The organism is Peribacillus sp. YIM B13472 (assembly GCF_042788005.1).
In the GTDB taxonomy this organism is placed as follows: Bacteria; Bacillota; Bacilli; order Bacillales; family DSM-1321; genus Peribacillus; species Peribacillus simplex_E.
Genome location: NZ_JBHZPG010000011.1, coordinates 85548 through 109057, shown reverse-complemented (window position 1 = coordinate 109057; position 23510 = coordinate 85548). Strand labels below are relative to the sequence as shown.

General features: G+C 40.6%; 20 protein-coding genes. 13 read left to right on the top strand and 7 right to left on the bottom strand.

The window, feature by feature from the left end:
- Positions 1–3 precede the first annotated feature (3 nt).
- The 9 genes from ACFX4I_RS11465 to ACFX4I_RS11425 all read left to right on the top strand — a co-directional run bounded on the left by ACFX4I_RS11465 (position 4) and on the right by ACFX4I_RS11425 (position 10157).
- Positions 4–1596, top strand: a complete 1593-nt coding sequence (locus tag ACFX4I_RS11465) for a glutamate/serine transporter AimA (RefSeq protein ID WP_230304150.1) — start codon at positions 4–6, stop codon at positions 1594–1596.
- A gap of 609 nt (positions 1597–2205) precedes the next feature.
- Positions 2206–2865, top strand: coding sequence for a hypothetical protein (locus ACFX4I_RS11460; RefSeq protein ID WP_377420677.1), 660 nt, complete (start codon positions 2206–2208; stop codon positions 2863–2865).
- An 11-nt stretch (positions 2866–2876) separates the two neighbouring features.
- Entirely contained in the window at positions 2877–3374 is a 498-nt protein-coding gene (locus tag ACFX4I_RS11455) for a complement C1q domain-containing protein (protein WP_377420675.1), read from the top strand.
- 598 nt (positions 3375–3972) lie between these two features.
- Positions 3973–4329, top strand: a complete 357-nt coding sequence (locus ACFX4I_RS11450) for a hypothetical protein (protein ID WP_377420673.1) — start codon at positions 3973–3975, stop codon at positions 4327–4329.
- Between the two features lie 116 nt (positions 4330–4445).
- A complete protein-coding gene (locus ACFX4I_RS11445; protein WP_377420671.1) occupies positions 4446–5258 on the top strand; it encodes a carbon-nitrogen hydrolase family protein in 813 nt (270 codons plus the stop codon).
- Positions 5259–5609: 351 nt separating this feature from the next.
- Positions 5610–6965: an APC family permease gene (locus tag ACFX4I_RS11440; protein WP_377420669.1), complete on the top strand. Its 1356-nt coding sequence runs from the start codon at positions 5610–5612 to the stop codon at positions 6963–6965.
- Between the two features lie 27 nt (positions 6966–6992).
- Positions 6993–8618 carry an amidohydrolase gene (locus tag ACFX4I_RS11435; protein ID WP_377420667.1) on the top strand — a complete coding sequence of 542 codons (1626 nt, stop codon included), beginning with the start codon at positions 6993–6995 and terminating at the stop codon, positions 8616–8618.
- A 34-nt stretch (positions 8619–8652) separates the two neighbouring features.
- Positions 8653–9552: a carbon-nitrogen hydrolase gene (locus tag ACFX4I_RS11430; protein ID WP_377420665.1), complete on the top strand. Its 900-nt coding sequence runs from the start codon at positions 8653–8655 to the stop codon at positions 9550–9552.
- A gap of 464 nt (positions 9553–10016) precedes the next feature.
- On the top strand, positions 10017–10157 hold the full coding sequence (locus ACFX4I_RS11425) for a hypothetical protein (protein WP_157831099.1): 141 nt from the start codon (positions 10017–10019) through the stop codon (positions 10155–10157).
- A 175-nt stretch (positions 10158–10332) separates the two neighbouring features.
- Here the strand turns inward: ACFX4I_RS11425 and uraH are convergent, their stop codons facing one another.
- The 4 genes from uraH to ACFX4I_RS11405 form a co-directional block, all read right to left on the bottom strand.
- Complete coding sequence (uraH, locus tag ACFX4I_RS11420) at positions 10333–10692, bottom strand: hydroxyisourate hydrolase (protein WP_377420663.1); 360 nt, start codon at positions 10690–10692, stop codon at positions 10333–10335.
- Positions 10693–10701: 9 nt separating this feature from the next.
- Positions 10702–12195: a factor-independent urate hydroxylase gene (pucL, locus tag ACFX4I_RS11415; RefSeq protein ID WP_377420661.1), complete on the bottom strand. Its 1494-nt coding sequence runs from the start codon at positions 12193–12195 to the stop codon at positions 10702–10704.
- Between the two features lie 14 nt (positions 12196–12209).
- Complete coding sequence (locus ACFX4I_RS11410) at positions 12210–13535, bottom strand: nucleobase:cation symporter-2 family protein (RefSeq protein WP_377420659.1); 1326 nt, start codon at positions 13533–13535, stop codon at positions 12210–12212.
- A gap of 163 nt (positions 13536–13698) precedes the next feature.
- Positions 13699–15315 carry a PucR family transcriptional regulator gene (locus ACFX4I_RS11405; RefSeq protein ID WP_377420657.1) on the bottom strand — a complete coding sequence of 539 codons (1617 nt, stop codon included), beginning with the start codon at positions 15313–15315 and terminating at the stop codon, positions 13699–13701.
- 290 nt (positions 15316–15605) lie between these two features.
- Here ACFX4I_RS11405 and ACFX4I_RS11400 point away from each other — a divergent pair, with 290 nt between their 5' ends.
- The 4 genes from ACFX4I_RS11400 to ACFX4I_RS11385 all read left to right on the top strand — a co-directional run bounded on the left by ACFX4I_RS11400 (position 15606) and on the right by ACFX4I_RS11385 (position 20792).
- Positions 15606–16661 (top strand): Rieske 2Fe-2S domain-containing protein, encoded by a 1056-nt coding sequence (locus ACFX4I_RS11400; protein WP_377420655.1) that lies wholly within the window; start codon positions 15606–15608, stop codon positions 16659–16661.
- Positions 16662–16856: 195 nt separating this feature from the next.
- Positions 16857–18104, top strand: a complete 1248-nt coding sequence (gene allC / locus ACFX4I_RS11395; protein WP_377420653.1) for an allantoate deiminase — start codon at positions 16857–16859, stop codon at positions 18102–18104.
- A gap of 15 nt (positions 18105–18119) precedes the next feature.
- The gene (locus ACFX4I_RS11390) at positions 18120–19382 is read left to right on the top strand and encodes a pyridoxal-phosphate-dependent aminotransferase family protein (protein ID WP_377420651.1); all 1263 of its coding nucleotides are present in this window, start codon (positions 18120–18122) and stop codon (positions 19380–19382) included.
- A gap of 30 nt (positions 19383–19412) precedes the next feature.
- Complete coding sequence (locus tag ACFX4I_RS11385) at positions 19413–20792, top strand: allantoinase (RefSeq protein ID WP_377420649.1); 1380 nt, start codon at positions 19413–19415, stop codon at positions 20790–20792.
- Between the two features lie 169 nt (positions 20793–20961).
- On the opposite strand, the gene ACFX4I_RS11380 is transcribed toward ACFX4I_RS11385, so the two are convergent.
- Genes ACFX4I_RS11380 through ACFX4I_RS11370 form a run of 3 tightly spaced genes read right to left on the bottom strand, consistent with a single transcriptional unit; the run spans position 20962 to position 23325 of the window.
- Positions 20962–21408 (bottom strand): PaaI family thioesterase, encoded by a 447-nt coding sequence (locus ACFX4I_RS11380; RefSeq protein WP_230302793.1) that lies wholly within the window; start codon positions 21406–21408, stop codon positions 20962–20964.
- Positions 21409–21424: 16 nt separating this feature from the next.
- Positions 21425–22975: a solute symporter family protein gene (locus ACFX4I_RS11375; protein WP_377420647.1), complete on the bottom strand. Its 1551-nt coding sequence runs from the start codon at positions 22973–22975 to the stop codon at positions 21425–21427.
- Complete coding sequence (locus ACFX4I_RS11370) at positions 22975–23325, bottom strand: DUF485 domain-containing protein (RefSeq protein ID WP_377420645.1); 351 nt, start codon at positions 23323–23325, stop codon at positions 22975–22977. The genes ACFX4I_RS11375 and ACFX4I_RS11370 overlap by 1 nt, the downstream gene beginning before the upstream one ends.
- Positions 23326–23510 lie beyond the last annotated feature (185 nt).

Below are 23510 nucleotides of genomic sequence, written 5' to 3'. Positions count from 1 at the left end.
GAGATGAGTAATATGCATAGAAAGATGGGGACTTTTGCTTTAACTCTGACAGGTATTGGTTCTATTATCGGCTCAGGTTGGTTGTTCGGAGCGTGGAAAGCTGCCCAGATTGCTGGGCCAGCAGCTATTTTTTCTTGGATTATCGGTATGGTTGTAATTTTATTTATTGCATTATCTTACGCAGAGCTTGGGGCAATGTTTCCTGAAGCTGGAGGAATGGTTAAGTATCCTCAATATTCGCATGGCTCTTTTATTGGATTTTTAGCTGCGTGGGCGAACTGGATTTCTATCGCTTCGACTATTACCGTTGAGGCCATTGCTTCGGTACAATATATGAGTACGTGGCCTTGGGAATGGGCCAGATGGTCTCATTCTTTAGTTGATAACAATATCTTAACGACCAAAGGATTATTCATAGCTTCTTTATTATTATTGCTCTATTTCTTCATCAACTATTGGACAGTTAACCTTTTCGCTAAGGCAAATTCATTTATCACTATTTTTAAATTAATTGTTCCAGGTGTAATGGCAGGATCGTTATTTTTTGCTGGATTCCATGGTGAAAACTTTACAAGTTCTCAAGGAATCGCACCATATGGTTGGGCAAGCGTTTTAACAGCAGTAGCTACTTCTGGTATAGTGTTTGCGTTTAACGGATTTCAAAGTCCCGTTAATATGGCAGGCGAAGCGAAGTCGCCGAATAAGTCTATACCAATTGCTGTTATTGGGTCTATTCTAATTGCAGGATTTATATACGTTATTTTACAAGTTGTTTTTATTGGTGCAGTCGATCCGTCTATGATCGTAAACGGATGGAGTCATCTGAATTTTAATTCACCTTTTGCAGATTTGGCAATTGCTCTTAGCCTTAACTGGTTAGCGATTGTATTGTATGTAGATGCGTTTGTATCACCGTCTGGTTCAGGTACCACTTATACAGCTACAACTTCACGAATGCTTTATGGAATGCAGAAAAATGGGTACTTACCGAATATCTTTGGTACATTACATCCACTTTATGGTGTTCCCCGTCCAGCGATGTTATTAAACTTAGGTGTATGTTTTATCTTTTTATTTTTATTCCGCGGATGGGGCGTACTTGCTGAAGTGATTTCAGTTGCTACACTTATTTCGTATATCATGGGGCCGGTTGCATTGGCAACTTTAAGACGTACTGCTTCTCATTTTAACCGTCCTTTTCACTTAAAAGGTGCTTCCATTATTGCACCTTGTGGATTTGTTTTAGCATCGCTTACTTTATACTGGGCGCGTTGGCCATTAACAGGAGAAGTCGTTTTCATCATTGCCATTGGACTACCTATTTACTTTTATTATCAAGCTAAAAATAAATGGAATGGATTCAAAAAACAATTTTTATCAGGTGTTTGGCTGCTACTTTACTTAGGTTGTATGATTTTGATTTCTTATATTGGAAGTGAGAAGTTCGGCGGAAAAAATATTCTTACATTTGGCTGGGATATGGTGGTCATCGCATGTCTGGCACTCTGCTTCTATTGGTGGGGAGTTAAGAGCGGGATTAAAACAGAATACATGGCTGAGGCTGAAAAAATCAACAAAGAATTTATCAATAAATAACTCTTAGTGTGGACACAGCTATATGAGTAAAAAGAAAACATGGTTACTTTATGACCATGTTTTTTTATTTTATTAAAAAGTGTTCGGAAATTGGAACTAATGAAAAATTAAACTTTTACCACACGTTTATATCCAATCCCGCTGAATAATGGATTGGCAGGAAGTACAAACATTTCATCTCCCAAGTCTAGTTTTAGTTCATTAAAAGAAAAAAGGAGAGTACATACATGACTAATATGTACTCTCCTTTATTTATTAAGGTCTTTTATAATTAGGTCTAGATAACTTTAGTTCAGTAATGAAATCATTGTCCTCGAAGGGTTGCTCTTTTTTTGTGCAAGAGCATTGGAGAAATAAACAAAGTTACCACCTCAAAATAATTGTAACACTTATAAAACAACATTTTCTGAGGTAGATATTAAAATCAAATGGAAAATTATTGATAAATCCATTTTTTCATACATAAAGCCCACCTGTCTTAAGTATCAAAAATCAAAATAGGGAGAGTGCTCATTCATTTTTTGAAAATGTTCATATGATAGGAATCAGGGATAATTGTCCAAAAGAATGCGACCTTGAAAAGTAACTTAAAGTATAGCAAAAAAAGGAGTGATATTTCTATGTCTTATCACGATGATTGTTGTAAGAAGAAAAAACGCTGCGATTATGACCATCACGCTGATTGTTGTAAGAAGGAAAAACGCTGCGATTATGACCATCACGCTGATTGTTGTAAGAAGGAAAAACGCTGCGATTATGATCATCACGCTGATTGTTGTAAGAAAAAAAAACGCTGCGATTATGACCATCACACTGATTGTTATAAGAAGGGAAAACGCTGCGATTATGACCATCACGATGATTGTTGTAAGAACGGAAAACGCTGCGAAAATGACCATCACGCTGATTGTTGTAAGAACGGAAAACGCTGCGATTATGACCATCACGCTGATTGTTGTAAGAAGAACAAATGCTGCGATTATGGCCATCACGCTGATTGTTGTAAGAAGGAAAAACGCTGCGAAAATGACCATCACGCTGATTGTTGTAAGAAGGAAAAACGCTGCGAAAATGACCATCACGCTGATTGTTGTAAGAAGAAAAAACGCTGCGATTATGACCATCACGCTGATTGTTGTAAGAAGGAAAAATGCTGCGATTATGACCATCATGCTGATTGTTGTAAGAGGGAAAATATTCAATTCCAACTTCAACAACAGCAACTTCAGGACCGGACTCAAAATGATACCGATATTATTTCAAACGTAGGTAATCCAGTTGTGAATGTAAATGTATCCAATGATACTTCACCAAATGGCGTCTCTATTCCACAAACTAATTCAGCTTTTAGTGCAGCTACCCAAGGTTCAACTGTTCTTCAACCACTAGCTGGAACACTTCCTTTAGCTAAGGTGTTTTTTCCAAATGAACTACTTGACTTAGGAAATGAATATGACCCATCTACTTCAACCTTCATCGCAAAAAATTCAGGTGTATATCTTTTTATCACATCTCTTAATTTTTTCCCTGATCATATCGGGGTTCCTTATCAGGTTCGAGTTCAAATTCAAGTTAATGGTTCATCAGTCGGTACTGATGATGAATTTACTAGAGGCGATTCTGGTGATTTCACTCTAGTTATATCACTTAGTGCCAAAGTGAATTTAAATGCCGGAGATACCGTAGAAGTTTTTGCTTCAAGTACAACTCCGGGTGTCCTTTTGCCAGGGAAAGCAACTCGCTTTGAAGGAGCTAGATTCCCGTCTCCTACAGCATAAATAAAAAAAGGCTTAAATAAAATTTGAGTAATGTTACAGATTAACCGGGAAAAGTTGGTTATAGCAGTGAGTGCGGTAGAGGTAACTACATTCACTCCATCTACCATTCCGGTTTTTTTGCATCTAGATTTTGGGTTTATGCCAATTAAAGAACATAAATAAAAAAATCCTGTTCAGCTAACAGGTACGTTAGTTCATTAAAAGATAAAAGGAGAGTACATACTATACATGGTTAGTATTTGCTCTCCTATATTTAAGAAGAAAAAAACGATACCAATTAATCAATATACACCTATTGATGACATCAATAATGGATTGGTTCGAAATTACTCAAGCGAGCCTCAAGAAATAGAGTCAAGATAAGAAATACGTTATGAAGAAGTTGATAAAAAGAGTGATTGAAATAAAGCACTATTCCACTAACGGGTGCGTTAGCTGAAGATCAGAACTGTCTCTAAGGCAGCTTTTTATTATGGAACTATCGGGACTGGTTAGTTTACTAAGGCATAACTATTGAGCTTAGCTAAAGAATAAGGAGTAAACAGAGTTATGAGGTGAATCTTGATGATTTAGTTTTTTTTTATTTGCCTTTGCTCCTATGCAAGCAGTTAAAGCAGAATCGGTTTCAAAAGTGGAAGGATGGTATGGAACAACAGAGGATATTTTTGGAGATATTGTGTTTCCAACTCTAGATAAGAAAATTGAAAAAGAGTATGGACGTAATTTAGGTTGGCAATGGCAAAGAATTGTTGGCATAAGTTACAATGAAAATCATTCTTACGATGTCGATATAAAAATTCAAGTTTCTTCCGAACGTAATGAACCATTGGATTATGTAGACGACCAAGTTAAATTAAGAATATCTCCATCCTGTGACAGTGAAAAGCTTAATCAACTGAAATGTAATCATGGTTTTAAGATAGAAATATTAGATCACAAACATTTGTCACAATAAGAACTTTTAGCAGCTATTAAAGGCCGCTTTTTCTTCTTTAGCTTATGTGTGCGTTAGGGGGATCCAGGGGCTGCCATTTGGTGGCCCTTTTGGCTTAATGAACTAAAGCGGCAGGATTGACACAACTCAGTTGTGAAGCAGGGGAAGTTGAGAACAATCTTACTCGTTTAGATAACGTGGTTGATGAATATGGTCATTCTCACGACCTCATTGTGTTTCCTGAGACATTTATCACGGGATTTCTTTCACCGGAGGATTGCCATACATTAGCCGAGCCGTTAAATGGACCAATTGTTAAACATTTAGAATGTCAAGCGAGGAAATCTAATACCTCAATTGTTGTTGGTTTATACGAAAAGGAGGGAGAAAACCTTTATAACACAACTGTTCTGGTTGGACCGACAGGATTATTGATTTCTTATCGTAAAACCCATTTATGGGCAGGCGAATCTTCAGCCGTTAAAGCCGGAAATTATTATCGGAACTGCAGCTGGCAAGGAACAAAAATCGGACTGCTCATTTGCTACGATATAGAATTTCCAGAAACAGCACGTGCAGTTGCCAGTATGGGAACAGAGCTATTGGTGCTGACAGATGGAAATTGGGATGGTCCGGTACACCGCCTTGCCAATAAAGCCAGAGCACAAGAGAATCAAATGTTTGTCGCTATGGCAAATCGAGTTGGACAGCTAGAAGAAACTGCGTTTTGTGGAGAGAGCGTTATTGTTGATCCATATGGAAGGGTAATTGCTGAAGCGGGACGTGAAGAAGAAGTTTTATCAGCAACGATAGACTTGTCGCTTGTTCATGAGAGCAGACAACATTATCACTATTTGAAAGAGCGCAGGGGGCTATTTAATATTCCTTCAAAGGAAATTGGAAGGGAATTCGGGAAATTAAATTCTAATAATTCGAATCGTCAGTCTTAGAATTATATATATCAACGGAAAAATGTCGTAATAAGCATTAATGGCATCTTAAACAATCGCGAGATTTGCGTGTATACCAAATACAAATTATCGATGACGCCATTACGGCACGTAGCTTATTTTGAACCTTATTCAACCAGAATACGCGGTGAGACATCTTCGTCTCTAACGATTAATTATGCAATCTTAAATAATTGATGTAAGATTGCATAAAACTATTAATCTGTTAAAAAATCTGTATATTGTAATTATTGGGAATATACCAATAATTAAATCGCGAAATAATCAATCTCCGCTTGGTATGGTATTTGCATATAAGTTAATTAATCACGAATAAGGGTGGAGTGATACATGGAGAATGCAAAATTAAGACGTTCGTTAACAGTATTTCCTTTAGTGCTATTTGGATTGGCTTATATGGCACCTACAACCGTTTTTTCTACTTATGGGGTGGTTGCGGAAATAACGAAAGGGATGGTGCCAGCTGCTTATATTATAGCTTTAGTTGGTATGTTGTTTACAGCCTATAGTTATGGTCAAATGGTTAAGGCCTACCCTGTTGCTGGTTCTGCATATACATTTACTCAAAAGGCTTTTAATCCTCACCTTGGATTCTTAGTAGGCTGGGTTATCCTATTGGACTATTTATTTTTGCCAATGATCAATGGATTGCTAATCGCCATTTACTTAAACGCATATTTTCCATCCGTTCCTTTTTCCGTCTGGTTAATCGCCTTTGTCATTTTAATCACCATTGTAAATATAATTGGAGTGAAAATAGCAACAAAAATAAATCTTTTATTAGTTGCCTGTCAATTCCTAATAATAGTTATATTTACATTCCTCTCAATTAAAGGGTTACTTAACGGAATGGGTTCAGGAACATTATTCATGAGTTCTCCATTTGTGAATGGAGATATACCACTATCTTTAGTATTAGCGGGATCATCCATTTTATGTTTATCTTTTTTAGGATTTGATGCTGTTACTACATTTTCAGAGGAAACCATTAATCCGAAAAAGATAATACCAAAGGCAATTTTCCTAGTCGCATTAATAGGGGGAGGTCTGTTTGTTACCATCTCATACATCAGTCACCTTGTATACCCAAATTTCCAAGCCTTTAAAGATCCAGATTCCGCTTCCTTGGAAATTGCTATGTACATCGGGGGGAATTTATTTCAATCTATTTTTCTAGCAGGTTATATTACCGGGGGGATGGCGTCTGGTTTATCAGCTCATGCAAGTGTTTCCCGACTTTTGTATGCGATGGGGAGAGATGGAGTTCTTCCAAAGAGAATTTTTGGTCATATTCATCCAAAATTTCAAACCCCAACACACAACATCATCTTAGTGGGCATTTTTGCTTTATCTGCGTTATTTATTGATTTAGTGACAGCATCATCCTTTATTAACTTTGGGGCGCTCGTTGCATTTACATTTGTTAATCTTTCAGTTATTTCCCATTATTTTATTAAAGAAAAACAGCGAAACGGAATTAACACAATAAAGTACCTAATATTGCCGCTGATTGGTACTGGTTTCACAATTTGGTTATGGACCAGTCTTGATTCAAAGGCACTTTTACTCGGACTGGGATGGTTTGGAATTGGTTTCATCATGCTCCTTTCTAATACGAAAATGTTTAGTAAACGGCCAACAGAGTTTTCTATTGATAGTGCGAATGAAAAAGAAATTCAAGCATAAAAGCTATATTCATTAAGGAGGATAAAAATGGTAAAGGCAGACATCATTCTTTCTGGTCAACATGTTTTCACTGGGTTACAAGAGGAGCCAATAGAAGCAGATATCGCTATTAAAGATAATAAAATTATTAAAATCGGTTCTAAAGAAGATATAAGGTCATTCCTTGGAAATCAAACGAAAGTGTATGACATGGAAGACGGACTAATTATTCCGGGATTTCATGATTTTCATATGCACATTATGATGGGAAGCATTTTACAGAAGGACAGTACTAAATTATTTGATGCAGCTTCAGAAGAAGATGCAGCCAAAATAGTAGGTGAATTTGCAGAAACGAGACCAAATGATGAGTGGATATTTGGCGTCGGTTGGGATCATACCAATTGGAAGAACAAACTGCTGCCACATAGAACAACACTAGATAAATATATTAGTGATCGCCCTGTTTTATTATTCAATGCAGAAGTGCATTACGCATGGATCAATAGTAAAGCAATGGAAATGATTCAATTAACGAAGGATACCCCAGATCCGGAATATGGAGAAATTGGAAAAGATGAAAATGGGGAACTGACAGGCCTTCTATTTGAACAGGCAATTGGTTATGCATCGGAACATGCATACAAATTACCGAAAGATAAACGTGTAAGCCTATTCCAAGGTTTTCTTAATGAAACAAAAAGATTGGGAATCACATCCGTTAATGATTTATATGGAGCTAAAATTGCTCCAAATCCATTAGACGATCTTGAAATTTTCAAGGAATTTGAGAGAGAAGGGTTACTTACAACCAGAATTCACTTTTCGCCGGAGTTAAAAATGGATTTAGCTGTCGCAAAGGAATTACAAACAAATTATCAGTCAGACAAGCTCACCTTTTCTGGATTAAAACAATTTATAGATGGTGTTGTGACAAGTCATACTGCTTTTTTATTGGATCCTTACAAAGACCGTCCAGATACCAAAGGCGGAACAACTTATCCAGCTGAAACAATTAAACAATTAGTAAAAAAGGCAGATAAGGAAAATTTTCAAATTCGTTTCCATGCTATTGGTAACGGTGCAGTCCGCTTAGCATTGGATGCATTTGAAGAAGCGAGAAACGTAAATGGAGAAAGAGATGCTAGACATGTCATTGAACATGTGGAGGTATTGCATCCGGATGATGTTCATCGTTTTAAGGAATTGGATGTAATCGCTTCCTTTCAACCTAAACACATTGAATTAATGGAAAGTGAGGCGTATACAGCCAGAATCAGTGAAAAACAACAACCTCTCTATTATCCTATCAAAACACTAGTGGATACTGGTGCTAAAATTGCCTTTGGTACAGATTTTCCTGTAGTGCCCTTAAATCCTATGATGGGTATTTATCAGGCAATCACGAGAAAAGATTTAACCGGGAAGGCGTGGCAAGAGTCGGAAGGAGTAACATTGGCACAAGCGTTAAAATATTACACGGCCATACCGGCATTCGGGTCTTTTAGAGAAAAGGAATTAGGCACATTGGAAGCAGGGAAGATAGCGGATATCGCAGTATTAAATAAAAATTTATTTAGCATATCAACAGAGGAAATTCTTGAAACAGAAGTGAAGATGACAATCATGGATGGAAAGGTCGTATATGAAAACCCGGTCGTCCAAACTGTATAAGATTAAAAAATAATAAAAGTGAGGTAGTGAGAAGATGTCAAAAGTAAAAGTTGGCCTTATTCAAATACATTGTGGAGAATTCATTGAGCGAAATATTCAAAAAACGATAGAGAAAATAAAAGAAACAGTAAATAAAGGGGCACAAATCGTTTGCCTACAGGAATTATTTTCTTCGCAATATTTTCCGCAAACGGTCAGTGTGAAAAATTATGATTTAGCGGAAGATGTAGATAGCGGTACACTAGCCGAAATGGGTGAATTGGCAAAGGAATTAGCAATTGTCTTGATTGTACCTTTTTACGAAAGAGCAGGTTCTGGTATTTATTTTAATAGTGCAGCTGTATTTGATGCTGATGGAGAATGTTTAGGGATTACAAGAAAAAATCATATTCCGGATGGTCCCCAGTATCATGAAAAATATTATTTCGTTCCAGGCAATACTGGGTATCCTGTCTATGAAACGGCTTATGGAAAAATAGGAGTCGGGATTTGTTGGGACGAGTGGTTTCCAGAAGTTGCCCGAATTTTAAGCTTACAAGGTGCAGAGATATTATTCTATCCTTCCGCTATTGGTTCAGAGCCAGATCATCCCGAGATATCGACAAGATCATCCTGGGAAAAGGCAATTTCCGCTCATGGCATTTCGAATGGTGTATTTGTTGCTGCGACAAATCGAGTGGGCCAGGAAAAGGACATGAATTTTTACGGCGGTTCATTCATTAGCGATACATTCGGGAATATTCTAGCTTCACTTGATGAAGAAGAGGGAATTATTGTGCAAGAAATTGATTTAAAAGAAATAGAAGAGACTAGAAAAATTCTGCAATTCTTTAGAGACCGTCGTGTCGATACATACGGCCCTATATTACAAAAAGAAATACTCCCAACCCCATCCCCTTCAAAAAAGGGAACAAACAAAGCACTGTTTAGTTAATCATCAAAGAAATGGCAGGTATGATTACTGCTCAGACTGTTTTGGACGCGCTAAATTTTTGGTGGAGTTATTAGTGGTACAACTGAAAACACAGGTGTAACTGGTTTGCTTGCAGCAGTTACAAATAATTACTGACTGCATTGCTAAGATAATCTATAGTCCAAAAGAAAAAAACCAATTTTCCTTTATGGAGAATTGGTTTTTTACGCTATTCAAATGGTCGTTAATGTAACAGGCATTCTATTTCTTGCTTTATAGAAATAACGGGTGAATTAGCTTTTGATCGGAGCTGTCGCTAAGGCGGTTTTTTCTTTATAGGACGGTTAGCGAAGAACAATATGGGAAATACTAAGAGAATGAAAATATTACCGAATTTTCAGAAAAATACATTGATGGGAAATTACAGTTGTTATATATTATTAATAAGTTAAATTTATTGTTATATAACAGAAGGAGGAGTCAAGATGATGAACATTCAGGATAAAGCCTATGAAAGTTATTTAAAGATTTGTGAAAGGTATGAAATCGAGTCGATAAACTTCGACCGCTTCATCAAAAATTTAACTAAAGACCAGTTGGATGAATACAGTAAATTAGCCGTTTAAATGAAAGGACGTGATTGCACAAGATGGACCTCCCGGTTGATGTAGATGTAGAAGCCAGTTAGAAACCCCACCAGTTGCTATTGGGAACAGGTGGGGTTTTGTTATGTGTTTTAAAATCCAGACTGTAATCGATCAAACAAGAAACTGCCGGAGAAGGTCTTCTCCAGCAGTTTCTTTAACTTCCCCGATATATTTGATAGCCCCATGGGGAAACGAGCAGGGGCACATGGTAATGAGAGGATGGGGAAGATAATCCGAAACGGACGGGGACCTGGTCCAAAAAGGGAGGTTCAGGAAGCTCGATGGACTTATTCCGGAAGTAATCCCCGATATGAAAAACGATTTCGTAGTTTCCCATTTTAGTGTTTTCTGCGTTCAGCAGCGGGGCATCGAGCCTCCCGTCTGTATTTGTGACAGCTGACTTGAGCAACTGCCAGTCAGATGTGGATGATTCGGAAAAGTATAATTCAATCGTCACGTTTTCGGCCGGATGGCCATGCATTAAATCCAATATATGTGTTGTTATACCAGGCATAAATACTCCTTAACCGATGTTTTCTTCAGCAGCAGCCAGGATTTTGTTATTATCGAGATTTTCTTTATTAATGGTGAAGACCTGAAAACCGTATGGTGGGCGCGGCTCTGTATATACTTTTCCATTGGATTCCGGGATTTCGGAAACGACTGTATCCCATGTGTGGTTTTGGGATTCGAATGTAACTTCAAGAAGCTGAGGGAATCTTGTTAAAATACGGCAGCCGATTTCATAAATCAGATTTTGGATGGAAGGAGTCTCCATTTCGTGGAAAACGGATGTAGCAATATCGATTACCTGTTCAGCAGCTACGTATTTAGAAGGATCCACGCCGAATGCATCCTTTTGATCCTCATAGACCCAATGGAGATTCAAATAGATGAAAAGCGGACGATTTCCATCTTCGGGAAGCGTCGTATATTCATCACGGACAAAACCGACAAAAGAGTTCCCGCTTACTTTGATTAATTGGAGGTCGAGGATGGAGCTGCTTTGCTGGACGATTTCGCTGCCATTTTCCCCGCGGATGATTTCGACGGCAGCCTTGGCCCGTTCGTTGCGGGACTTTTTGAATACCAGGTCACTCTGTTTCAAAACGGGGTCCGTTGCTTCAGTCACAGCTTCGAAAGGGATATCTTCGGCAATCAATTTAACAGTATCGATTTGTGGATATTTATTCAGGAAGGCTTCTGACACATATGAAGCAAAGCCTTCTAAAGTTGCCCCTTTGAATGTCGCTAAATGCCTTTGGATGAAGTTTTTCATCGAATCTGTCGCGATGACCATGGAATTGTCCCCTTCCGTGAAGGAGGGAAGAAAAGAGGAGCCGCCAACGGAAACTTTTACATTGGTGCCAAAAATGATATGATCTCTGCCTGAAAAAGTGGATTCTGGTATTTGTTTGATTCCGGTTAAGGGATTTGAATAGGTCCTATAGGCAAAAACATTCCCTTTTCCATAGCTAAGTGTTTGTGCGGCTGATTTATTTTTCATTGAATTCTCTCCTTCAATTTTGATTTTATCCTGTAAACGAAATAGGGCAATTTGATGAATTTCAGATAGAGCCTTATCGAACTCGGCTGTTTCAGAATGGTGAATCCTAGTTTTCATCGATTGATATATGTCATTTTTATCTTTGCCGCGTACAGCGAGGATAAATGGAAAGCCGAATTTATTCAGATAGTGCTGGTTCAATGATATGAAATTTTCGTATTCATCGGCAGTAAGGTCCTTTAAACCGGCGCCATGCTGTTCCTTAATCGAATCTTCACTCATTTCAACTTTGTCCCCAAGGTTCGGATGCTTCCTGATTAACGTTAACTTTTCTTCCTTTGATGAATTGCTTACAATCTCCACCATGCATTGATGCAGGTTGATTATGGATGAAAAGGGCCTATTGGCTGCCGACTTTTCTGCAATCCAAGGTGAATGTTCGAAAGTATCACCAAGGAACTTCGTGAACTCCTTATCGCTTAGTGCATTTAGTGACTTAAGAGTAATCATTTTCATGCTCCTTTTTATATACTTTTTGCCATGAACTGATCTGCATCAGGGATGGTACTATCGGCTGCCTTTTTCCTTCGCGGAGTCAAGATTACATTCAGGATGATGGCTGTCAGGCTTCCCGTGATGATTCCATCACCGACAACGATACGGATTGCTTCCGGCAGGCTTGAGAATAACTCGGGAACGACGGTGGCGCCAAGTCCGAGCGAGACTGAACAAGCTATGACCAATAAATTAGCATTATCCGAGAAATCGACGTCATTCAACATTTTAATTCCTGATGAAACGACCATTCCGAACATGACGACTGTAGCACCCCCGAGGACGGCAGTAGGAATGAGTGTAGCAAGTGCCGCGATTTTCGGTACAAGTCCAAGCCCGATTAAAATGAAGCCGGCTGCGGTGGTGATCGTTCTTTTTTTCACTCCGGATAATTGAACGAGGCCAACATTCTGGGCGAAGGTACTATAAGGAAAGGCATTGAAGATCCCGCCTAAAGTGAATGCCAGGCCTTCTGCACGGTAGCCTTTGACAATATCTTTTTCACCCAATTCCCTGCCAGTTATTTTTCCGAGAGCAAGGAATGCGCCAGTGGATTCTACCAGGATGACAGTGCCAACCAACATCATCGTAAGTATGGGGGCTATTTCAAAGGTGGGTGTACCAAAGTACAAGGGAGCAGGGATATGGAACCAAGAAGCCTCGGTAACAGTGGAAAAGTCCATTTTTCCAAAAAACGTTGAAGCAATCGTTCCTGCTATGATGCCGATCAGAACGGAAATGGAGCGAATGAATCCAGTGAAGCAGCGATTGATTAACAGAATAACAGCGAGGACTCCTAAAGAAAGCATCAAGTTTTCGGCTGAACCAAAGTCTTTGCTGCCGGAACCGCCAGCCATATTCTTTATGCCAGTGGGTACTAATGATAATCCAATGATGATGACGACGGTACCGGTCACGACAGGCGGGAATAATTTAAGCAGTTTACCAAATATGTTGGAGAAAAAAATGATGAATAATCCAGCGGCGATGATTGATCCATAGATAGCGGAAATGCCATAATTGCTGCCGATGGATATCATGGGGGTGACTGCGACGAAAGAAGTTCCCAAAACTATCGGGAGGCCAATGCCAAAATATTTATTTTTCCAAGATTGCAATAATGTAGCGATCCCGCAGGTCAATAGATCAATGGCAATAAGGTAGGAGAGCTGTTGGGAATTGAATCCTAATGCCCCTCCGACGATGATTGGCACCAAGATGGCACCGGCATACATGGCAAGAACGTGCTGAAGACCTAACGAGAAGACTTTGGACTTATTAATTCTGTCATTCATAAAAAAACTCCCTTCTCTAATAACGTGTCATTTTATATCACGTGATTTTGTTATGAATAATATCATCATAATGAAAAATCAGAAAATTGTCATTAGTTAGATTGTACAATTTTGGGGTGTGTATATAGACAACTTGCATAAAGTGAAGGGAGGTTGTGTCTTTTTATAAATTAAGTAAGGATTTAATGCGAAGGGCAAGCCGAATCTGGAGTGTGGCCTCTGAATCTTTTAGGCTCTTGCCGAGCAGCTCTTCGCACTTCTCGAGTCTGTATACAACGGTGTTCCGATGTACGAATAATCTTTTGGCAGTTTCGGATATTTGGCAATGCGTTTCGAGATAGACAGATAATGTCTGTAATAAGGATTGCTCCTCCTCGGTGAAAACCTTTGAAAATCCCTGTAGTGAAAAATGGTAAAAATTCATGAGGTCTTCTTCTGGGATGATTCTCAATAATTCCATAATATCCTTCGTCCGGAATATTTGGATGTATGCGGTTCTTTTCGAAAGTCCTCCTTCGAGAAGGGAGTCGTTCGCTTCTTTGTAAGCGTTCTTGGTCTGTAAAAAACTCGGGCTCATATGGCTCATGCCGAAAGAAATCGTGCAGCCGAACTGGCTGGCTGTTATCCTTTGCAAGGATTTTAGCGAAGTTTCGACAATTTGGAGAACATCAGCAGAGACTTCGTTCACTTCGTATAACAGAATGCATTTTTTGCCTTTTGTAAAGAGGTGAATCGGATTAGGTGTTAGGCGAAGTTCATCTTCCAAAAACTCGTATATCGAATCAGCCCTTCGTTGCAGCTGTGTGTAACTGATGTCCGATTCGGATTCATCGATCTTTCCGACTGCGCATATATAGGTTTGTTCATTGTGTAAGGAAAACTCTTTTGCTCGATTTATGATTTCCTCTTGGGAGGAGAAACTGCCATCCAGAAAATGAAGGAAGAAATCATTTCGGATATTCCGATCATGCTGTTTAAGGGCATGCTCTTTCAACAAGGCGAAAGAAATGACATTCGTTGCCTGTTCTATCGTCAATGTTATGAGGTTATCGCTAGTCTTGATTTCTCCTGATATCGTCAAATAACCAAATTTTTCTTCATTCAAATAGATGGGGAATACGGTATAGGGTTGTTTATTGGAAAGGGATGAAAACGAAAAGAATGACGTTTTGGTTTTATGGAATCGGAATCCCTCTTCATTCATTTTTTTGATTATTGGAATAATTCCGGATGTTGAGATTGGATGGAATATCGGTTTTAGGTACTGGTCAACTAATAAGATGGGGTATCCGATCATATCCGATAAATGATCAAGCAGCTTTTGAATCCCTTTCCCCCGCATGATTAAGTTTGTGAATTGTTTGTGTGTTTCCATGGCAAAAGTCAATTCCGCTGCACGTTGATCCAAAATCCCCCGTAATGTATGGTTGATGATTTCCCCGAGTGACAATTCTGCAGGGAGTTCGATGATTGGAAAGGATAAATCGTTGGCAAGAACCAGTACGTCTTCAGGTATTTCTTTTAGGTATCTTCTTGTCTTTATCCCAAGGGCGGCGCAGCCTTGTTTTGCCATCGCTGCGACGAGTGATGACAAGTGGTGTGGCTTGTCCTTTACGTGATAAGCCGTTGTTACAAGGAATTCATTTGGTTTTAAAAAGTTGATGATATCCGGAGCGTCCATCATATTGACTGTTTGGACTACCCGTTCGATTCCTGTTCCTCCGGCTATTAAATGCATGCCGGTTAATGCGGGCAATGTTAAAAGTTCGGTAACTTTCATCTGAAACACCTCATTTTGGGAAATTAGAGTATTGAGTGTGCTTTTATAAATAAAGCGTGTATGAATCCAGGGAATTATTTAGTGCGGTTACTGATGTTTATACCATGATTTTGCGGATTTTCATTATCATATCATACAAATCCTTTGGCATATCCTACAAATTACATTGTTTGGGTTGTCAGGAAAAATAAAAAGTATTTGTGTGTTAGATTTCATTACATCATTAGTGACGTGTTATCTGAATTTTGTTAATGTTTATAAAAAAATGTAAGGATAAGGGAGACGATAAAATGAGTGAAGGCACAGTTACTTCCAGTAAGAAAAAAAGAGTGACGCCGTTTCCAAAAGAATGCACATTCAGCAATGAGGACTGGGATGTATTATCGCAATTTTGGTTTCCTGTAGCTACAGTGGAAGAGGTGTCGGAAAAACCGATGGGCATTAAACTTCTGGATGTGCACCTCGTCCTTTATCGGGCCAATGGGAAGATTATCGTTGCAAGGGACCTTTGTCAGCATCGCGGTGTGCCATTAAGCATGGGGTGGGTGGAAGGTGATGAAATCGTATGCCCTTACCACGGTTTCAGATATGGCCCGGAAGGAAATTGTACGGGGATACCTGCGCATCCCAATGCTAAAATATCCCCGCGTCTTTGCATTAATATTTATCCCACGGCAGAACGTTACGGTTTGGTTTGGACATCGATTGCGAGCGATAAAGAGGATATTCCGAAGTTGCCTGCCTGGGATGATGAGGAATATTTGAACATCCTGCCGCCATCCATAGACATTGCAGGGTCAGCCGGCCGGCAGATGGAAGGATTTTTGGATGTGTCCCATTTTGCTTGGGTTCATTCGGAAAGCTTCGCTGATCGCAATAATCCTATCGTTCCTAGCTATAAGGTGGAAAAAACGGAATATGGCCTGCATGTGGAATACTTAAGTTCTGTCAGTAATTACGGAAAAGGCATGCAGCATTTAGAACCTACCGACTTTGAATGGCTGCGAGTTTTTGATATCTATCCACCGCTGGCGGCCAGGCTTACCGTCCATTTCCCGCGGGATGGAAAACTTCATATCCTGAACTGTGCCAGTCCGGTTTCGGCGCGAAAGACAAGAATGTTTTCGCCGATGGCCCGTAACTTTGATTTAGATGCCCCGATTGAGGATACCTATGCATTCAATTTACAGATTTTCAATGAAGATAAGGAAATGGTGGAAAATCAAAAGCCGGAGGAGCTGCCTCTCGATTTGCAAGCGGAAGCGCATATCGCGGCAGATAAGACGTCGATCGCTTATCGTCAGCTCTTGAGGGAATTGGGCTTAGGTGCGAATTATACAAGTTGAGGAGAAGAGGGTGCCCCTGTTAAAAGGGCATCCTCTTCTATTGCAGATATTATTGTTTGGTTATTTTGCACAAAAAAACACCGAAATACTAATAAATATGTCAATGAAGTTATAGGTGAAAGCAAGTAAAATAATAGATAACATAAATTTGTGAATATTCATAACATGAATGGATATTGGAAGGAAGGCGATGTGATGGGCATTCAAATCGAAAAGTCCATAAATGAAAAGGACGAAGTTGCTTCGATGATTGAATGGTTAGCATCTTTCGGGGCAACGGAGAGTGATGGGGTGACCCGGTTATTATATTCCAAGGAGTGGATGAGCGCTCAGCAGGCAATGAAAGCTGAGATGGAAAAAGAAAACCTTATTACATATTTTGATAGTGTAGGCAACTTGTTTGGCAGGCTTGAGGGAACGGGCCCCTCCGGTGAAACCATTCTGACCGGCTCTCATATAGACACGGTCAAGGATGGAGGGAAATATGACGGTGCATATGGGGTCGTCGCTAGTTTCCTGGCAGTTAAGAGGTTGTATAAAGCCTATGGGAAGCCGCGGAAGACGATTGAAGTCGTTTCCTTTTGTGAGGAGGAAGGAAGCAGGTTTCCTTTAACGTTTTGGGGATCGAGGAATATTAAAGGAGTCTATGGTCTTGAGCATGTCAGGGATTTAAAGGATGCTGAAGGAATTCCTTTTTTGGAAGCCATGAAAAAATCAGGGTTTGAACCTGAAGCCTATATAACCCCGGTCCGCGATGACATTGAACGGTTTGTCGAAATTCATATAGAACAGGGAATGGTGCTTGAAAAGAATGGGAATACGATTGGGGTCGTCAGCCATATTGTCGGGCAGCGCCGTTATACGGTGAAAATCATTGGTGAGAGTGATCATGCGGGCACTACTCCCATGTCCTATAGGAAGGATGCAGTTGGTTTTGCTTCTGAATTCATTTCTTTTTTAACGAAAAAAGCGAAGGATATGGATCCGGGTTTAGTTGCGACGGTCGGCAGAATGGATGTTAAACCAAATGTTCCGAATGTCATTGCTGGTGAAGTGGAGTTCAGTCTCGATATCAGGCACTACGAGGAAGTTGTTCTAGAAAGGTTTTGTCAGGAAATCTTTTCGAATTTCGATTCCTTGGCAAAAGAAGCTGAAATGAAGCTGGAGGTTACACAATGGATGGATGTCAAACCTGTCGCGATGGATCGGGAAATGAATCGCCTTGTCCGAAAGATAGCTGAAGATAAAAATATACCTTACCAAGATATGGTCAGCGGAGCCGGGCATGATGCACAGGTGTTTGGTTCGTATTGTCCGACTTGCCTGCTGTTCGTTCCAAGTAAGGGGGGGATCAGCCATTCGCCTAAGGAGTTTACGAGTGTTGCGGATATGGAAAAGGGAATCGACGTTTTAAGTGAAATACTATATAAATTAGCCTATTAAAAGGAGTTGGGTAAAATGGCATATTCAGAATTGAATGCACCGATGAGAACGATCATGACACCAGGCCCGGTCGAAGTGGACCCGCGTGTCTTAAGGGCGATGAGCACACCGATTTTAGGGCAATTCGATCCTTCATTCACTACTATCATGAATGAAGTGATGGAAATGCTGCGTTTGGTTTTTCAAACGAAAAATAAATGGGCGTTCCCTATAGATGGCACCTCAAGATCGGGAAATGAAGCGATTCTATGCAGCATCATTGAGCCGGGGGATAAGGTTCTGGTTCCTATATTCGGAAGATTCGGTCACTTGTTGGTGGAAATTTGTGAGCGATACGGAGCTGAAGTCCATACTATGGAATGTCCATGGGGAGAGGTGTTCGAACCGCAAGCTGTCATAGCGGAAATCAAGAAGGTCTCCCCTAAAATAACAGCGATCGTCCATGGGGAAACTTCCACTGGTTGTATGCAGCCTTTGAAGGAAATCGGGTTGGCCTGCCGTGAATTGGGTGTACTGCTTGTGGTGGACGCGGTTGCCTCCATCGGGGGCACCGATGTAAAGGTGGATGAATGGTGTATTGATGGATTGATAGGCGGGACACAAAAGTGCTTATCCGTTCCTTCGGGTATGGCACCGATTACGTATAATGAGCGAATAGAAGAAATCATCCAGTCCCGCAAAAAGGTGGAACGTGGCATTGCGACGGATGAAGACAACCAAAAGGTTTCGGTCCGCCGTCCGATCACCAGTAATTATTTCGATTTAAGCATGTTGCAGGATTATTGGGGGCCGCGCCGTTTGAACCACCATACAGAAGCGACTTCCATGATTTATGCGTTACGTGAAGGATTGCGTCTTGTGCTTGAAGAAGGTCTGGAAACGCGCTTTGCCCGTCATGAACTTCATGAAGCTGCTCTCGTTGAAGGAATCAAGGCGATGGGGCTGACGTTATTCGGGGATGGGAAAAACAAACTTCCATGTGTAACCTGCATCGAAATTCCAAAAGGAATCGACGGTGAAGCTGTAAGAGCCATGCTGTTGAATGAATTCAGTATCGAGATCGCGTCCTCATTTGGTCCGCTTCACGGGAAAATTTGGAGAATTGGGACCATGGGATTCAGTTGTAGGAAAGAAAATATCCTCTTTGTATTGGCCTCCTTGGAAGCTGTCCTTTTGCGCCAGGGGTTCCAAGTTAATCGGGGAGAGGCTTTGCAGGCTGCACTGGATGTATATGTGGGAAAGACGGAGAAAGTGCTTGCATCAAGGGAATCTCTTTGAATATAAAAATATTATGGAGGAGTGGTCCGTGTGTCTATATATGATCTTATTATCCGCAATGGATATGTAGTTTTTCCTGATGAAGTGAAGAAAGCTGATCTTGCCATCCAAGATGGGGTGATTGTTAAGGTTGGGGATCGTCTGGATGATAAAGCGGATGCAGAATATGAGGCGGGTGGCCAGCATATCTTTCCTGGTATGATTGATGTCCATGTGCATTTTAGCGAACCTGGCCGCGCTCATTGGGAAGGCTTTGTAACAGGGTCGCAAATGATGGCAGCGGGGGGCTGCACCACATATTTCGATATGCCGTTGAATGGAATCCCTTCAACCGTCGATCGAAAGGCTTTCCTTGAAAAGGGCAAGATCGGTAAGATGAAGTCAGTTATAGACTTTGGATTATGGGGAGGATTGGTCCCGGGAAATATCGATGATTTAGAGGGTCTCGCCAAATCCGGAGTCATTGGATTTAAAGCTTTTCTCTCAGCGACGGGGAATGAGGAGTTTGAGCGAGCGGATGATTTCACCCTTTTACATGGAATGAAGAAAATTGCAGAATTGGGCAAGGTCTTGGCACTTCATGCAGAAAGTGATCCGATCACTCAGTGGTTTAAGCAGGAAAAAGAGCAGAATGGACTATTCAGTGCGAATGATTATGCAGCTACAAGACCTGTGCAAGCGGAAGCGGAGGCTGTGGGACGTGCCATTACATATGCAGAGTTAACAGGCTGTCCGCTGCACTTTGTCCATATTAGCAGTGATTTGGCCATAGAAAAAATTCAATCGGCCAAACAAAAGGGGCTGGATGTAACGGTTGAGACGTGTCCGCATTATTTGTTATTCAATCAGGATGATTTAATAGAAAAAGGCGCGGTTGCAAAATGTGCTCCCCCACTAAGGGGAAGAGAAGAACAAGAAAGATTGATTACCTGTTTAATGGAGGGGAAATTCGATATGATTTCCTCCGACCATTCACCATGCCCTTATGAGCTGAAAGATCCTGCCATACATAATATTTTTGAAGCGTGGGGCGGAATAAGCGGGGGGCAATTTTCGCTGATGTCGATGATAGAATTGGCAGTTTTACACGGTATCCCGCTTCATAAAGTCGCTGAGTGGACAGCTTCAGCACCGGCTGAAAGATTCGGTCTCTCTTCTAGGAAAGGACAAATTAAGGAGGGGATGGATGCGGACCTTGCTATCGTTTCCCTTAATGGAACGCATGAAGTTTCGGAATCGAATTTTTTTGCGAAACATAAGCATAGCGTTTATATGGGCCATATCTTTCCTTGCCAAATCACGGGTACCATTAATAAAGGGAAAATAGTTTATCAGACTGGTGTAATAAGTGAAGGGGAGCGTGGGGAGTGGTTAAAAGTGATAGATTCCAGTATTGCGGTCAATAACTAGGGAGAAGGCTTTGCAAAAAAAGGTTCGGGGCAAATGAATTCATTATAAGGGAGGGGGATTCCGAATCGGGAATCCCCCCCCTTTTTATCAGCTCTGCGTATGTATCATGTGCAAATCAAGGGGAAATGAAACCGGACAAGTGGATTGCTTGTCCGGTTTAAAACGTTACTTATTCAACTTTGTCGACGAAATATTGATTTTTCCTGAATACCATCGCTTCCATGGTTGCGATCAATTCCCTTTCATTTAACACGTCTATTTTATACCATGCCAGTTTATGGTTTTTCTTTATCTCTTTCGCTCTAGCGGTTAAAGTCTCCCCCCGTTTGCCAGCTGATAAGAAGTTGATGTTATTTGAAACACCAACCGCTATTTTGCCATATGAATTGCTGGCTGCTGCGAACACATAATCAGCAAGTGAAAAGATAATGGCACCGTGAACCGTTCCATGGCTATTTAGCATGTGGTCACTTGGAATCAATTCTGCTTCCGCTGTACCGGGACCGAGTTTCGTCAATCTCATCCCGAGAAAAGAAGCATATGGTTCGTCGACCAGTATTTGTTTGATTTGGTCATAATGCAATTCGTGAATATCCTGATCTAAATGTGTGGTCATGGAAATCCCCCTTTTATTAATGGTCTTTTGCTGAACTTATCCCATATCCGGTGTTAGATTTGAACAGTACTTCAGGAAAACTGTTTTCCTCATCTTTTGCCTTTGACAAGATTGTCCCTAAGTAGGCTCCGATAAAGCCAAGCGGTACGGTGAAAATGGTCGGGTTGCTCATCGTGAAGAGGGGATTGCCTGTGAAAATACCCATTCCAGGTTCCGGATTCCATACATTGGGACTGAGCATGACCAGTATGATGGAACTGAGTAACCCGAATAACATTCCTGTGATCGCTCCGGTTGCGTTGAAGCGTTTCCAATATATTGTGCAAAGGATGATCGGTAAATTGGCACTTGCAGCAATTCCGAGCGCAAGGACTGAAAGAAAAGCGACATTCATTGATTGTGCAAATAAAGCAAGTAAAACCGAAATGACAGCTACGCCGACAGAAGCCATTCGGGCGACGAGCATTTGCTGTTTTTCCGTAACCTTTCCTTCCTTGATGATTTCACCGTATATATCATGCGCAAAAGCGGATGCCGACGTTAAAACAAGACCGGATACAACCGCTAAAATCGTGGCAAATGCCACAGCAGAAACGAATGCGAATAAAAATTCGCCGCCCATGGTTAATGCAAGAAGGGGCGCGGCCATGTTTCCAGCCGAGTTTGCTGCGACGATCCGCTCAAAACCGACGAAAGATGCAGCACCGAAACCAAGGAAAATCGTCATGATGAAAAATATCCCTATAAACCATGTCGAATATACGACGGATTTCCTTGCAGTAGCTGCGTCCTTTACTGTAAAGAAGCGGACGAGTAAATGCGGAAGACCTGCTGCTCCAAGGACAAGCGACATATTAAATGAAATCATGTCTAGTCCATCGGTGTATTTATTTCCAGGATTCAAAAATTCCTTTCCGAGTGGTGTTGCAGTTTGGACATGATGGAACATCTCTGAAACGTTGAAATTAAAACGGGAAAATACGATGAACGTCAGCACAGCGGAACCGCCTAGTAAGAGAACCGCTTTGGTGATCTGCACCCAGCTTGTCGCTCGCATCCCGCCGAAAATTACATAAATCGTCATCAGCACACCGACAAGTAGGACGGATAGCCAATACTCGATGCCGAGCAGCAGTTTAATTAATCCCCCTGCACCAACAAGTTGTGCAATCATGTAAAAGATTGAAATGACAAGTGTATTGGCGGCAGCTATCCCTCGCACTTTTTTTGATTTGAAGCGTGCTGAAATCATGTCTGCGAGCGTAAACTTACCTAGATTGCGAAGTGGTTCCGACACAAGGTACAATAAGACAAGAAAGGCAACAAGGATCCCGATGCTCATGTAAAAGCCATCGAAACCAATCAGTGCGATTGCACCTGTAATTCCCAGGAAAGAAGCGGCTGACATAAAGTCACCTGCTACGGCCAATCCATTTTGCCATGCTGTCAATCCGCCGCCGGCAGTATAAAAATCACTGGCATTTTTCGTTTTCTTAGAAGAGTAATAGGTTATTGTAAGCGTTAACAAAATGATGCCCAAAAAAAGTGTGAGGGATAAAATGCTCATTAGCCAAGCTCCTTCTCATATTTTTTCAAGATATTTTTAGCCAGCTTGTCGTACTTCGCTGCTTTTTTGATATAGACAATTCCTCCTAACCATACGACGGCAAATTGGAGAAGTGCATATACCCACGCCCAAGTAATATTGAAAAAAGCTTCACCTTTCAATACTTCGCTATAAGCAGCTAAAATAGGCAGAACAAAATAAAAAGCAAGAAAGAAGAGAGTGACAGGTACGATGAAAGCCTTTTTCTTTTGAAGCAAATACTTGAATTCTTCCGTTTCAATTAATTGACGATACTTATTTCCGCTGTCATGACCTGATGGTGAATGCCCATTTTTAGCTGGTGATTCCATAGTAAGCCCCCTTTTTGTTGTAGTACGTTTTTAAAACGAAGGTTTGATAAAATGATATATCATTGTTAAAATTAACATAGTCTGAAAATTTAGTAAATTAATATTTTTGTTTGTTCGGTCATTTTTCTGAATTTAAAAAACATTATTGACAACGTAGAAATGACGTATTAATCTTGAAATGGATC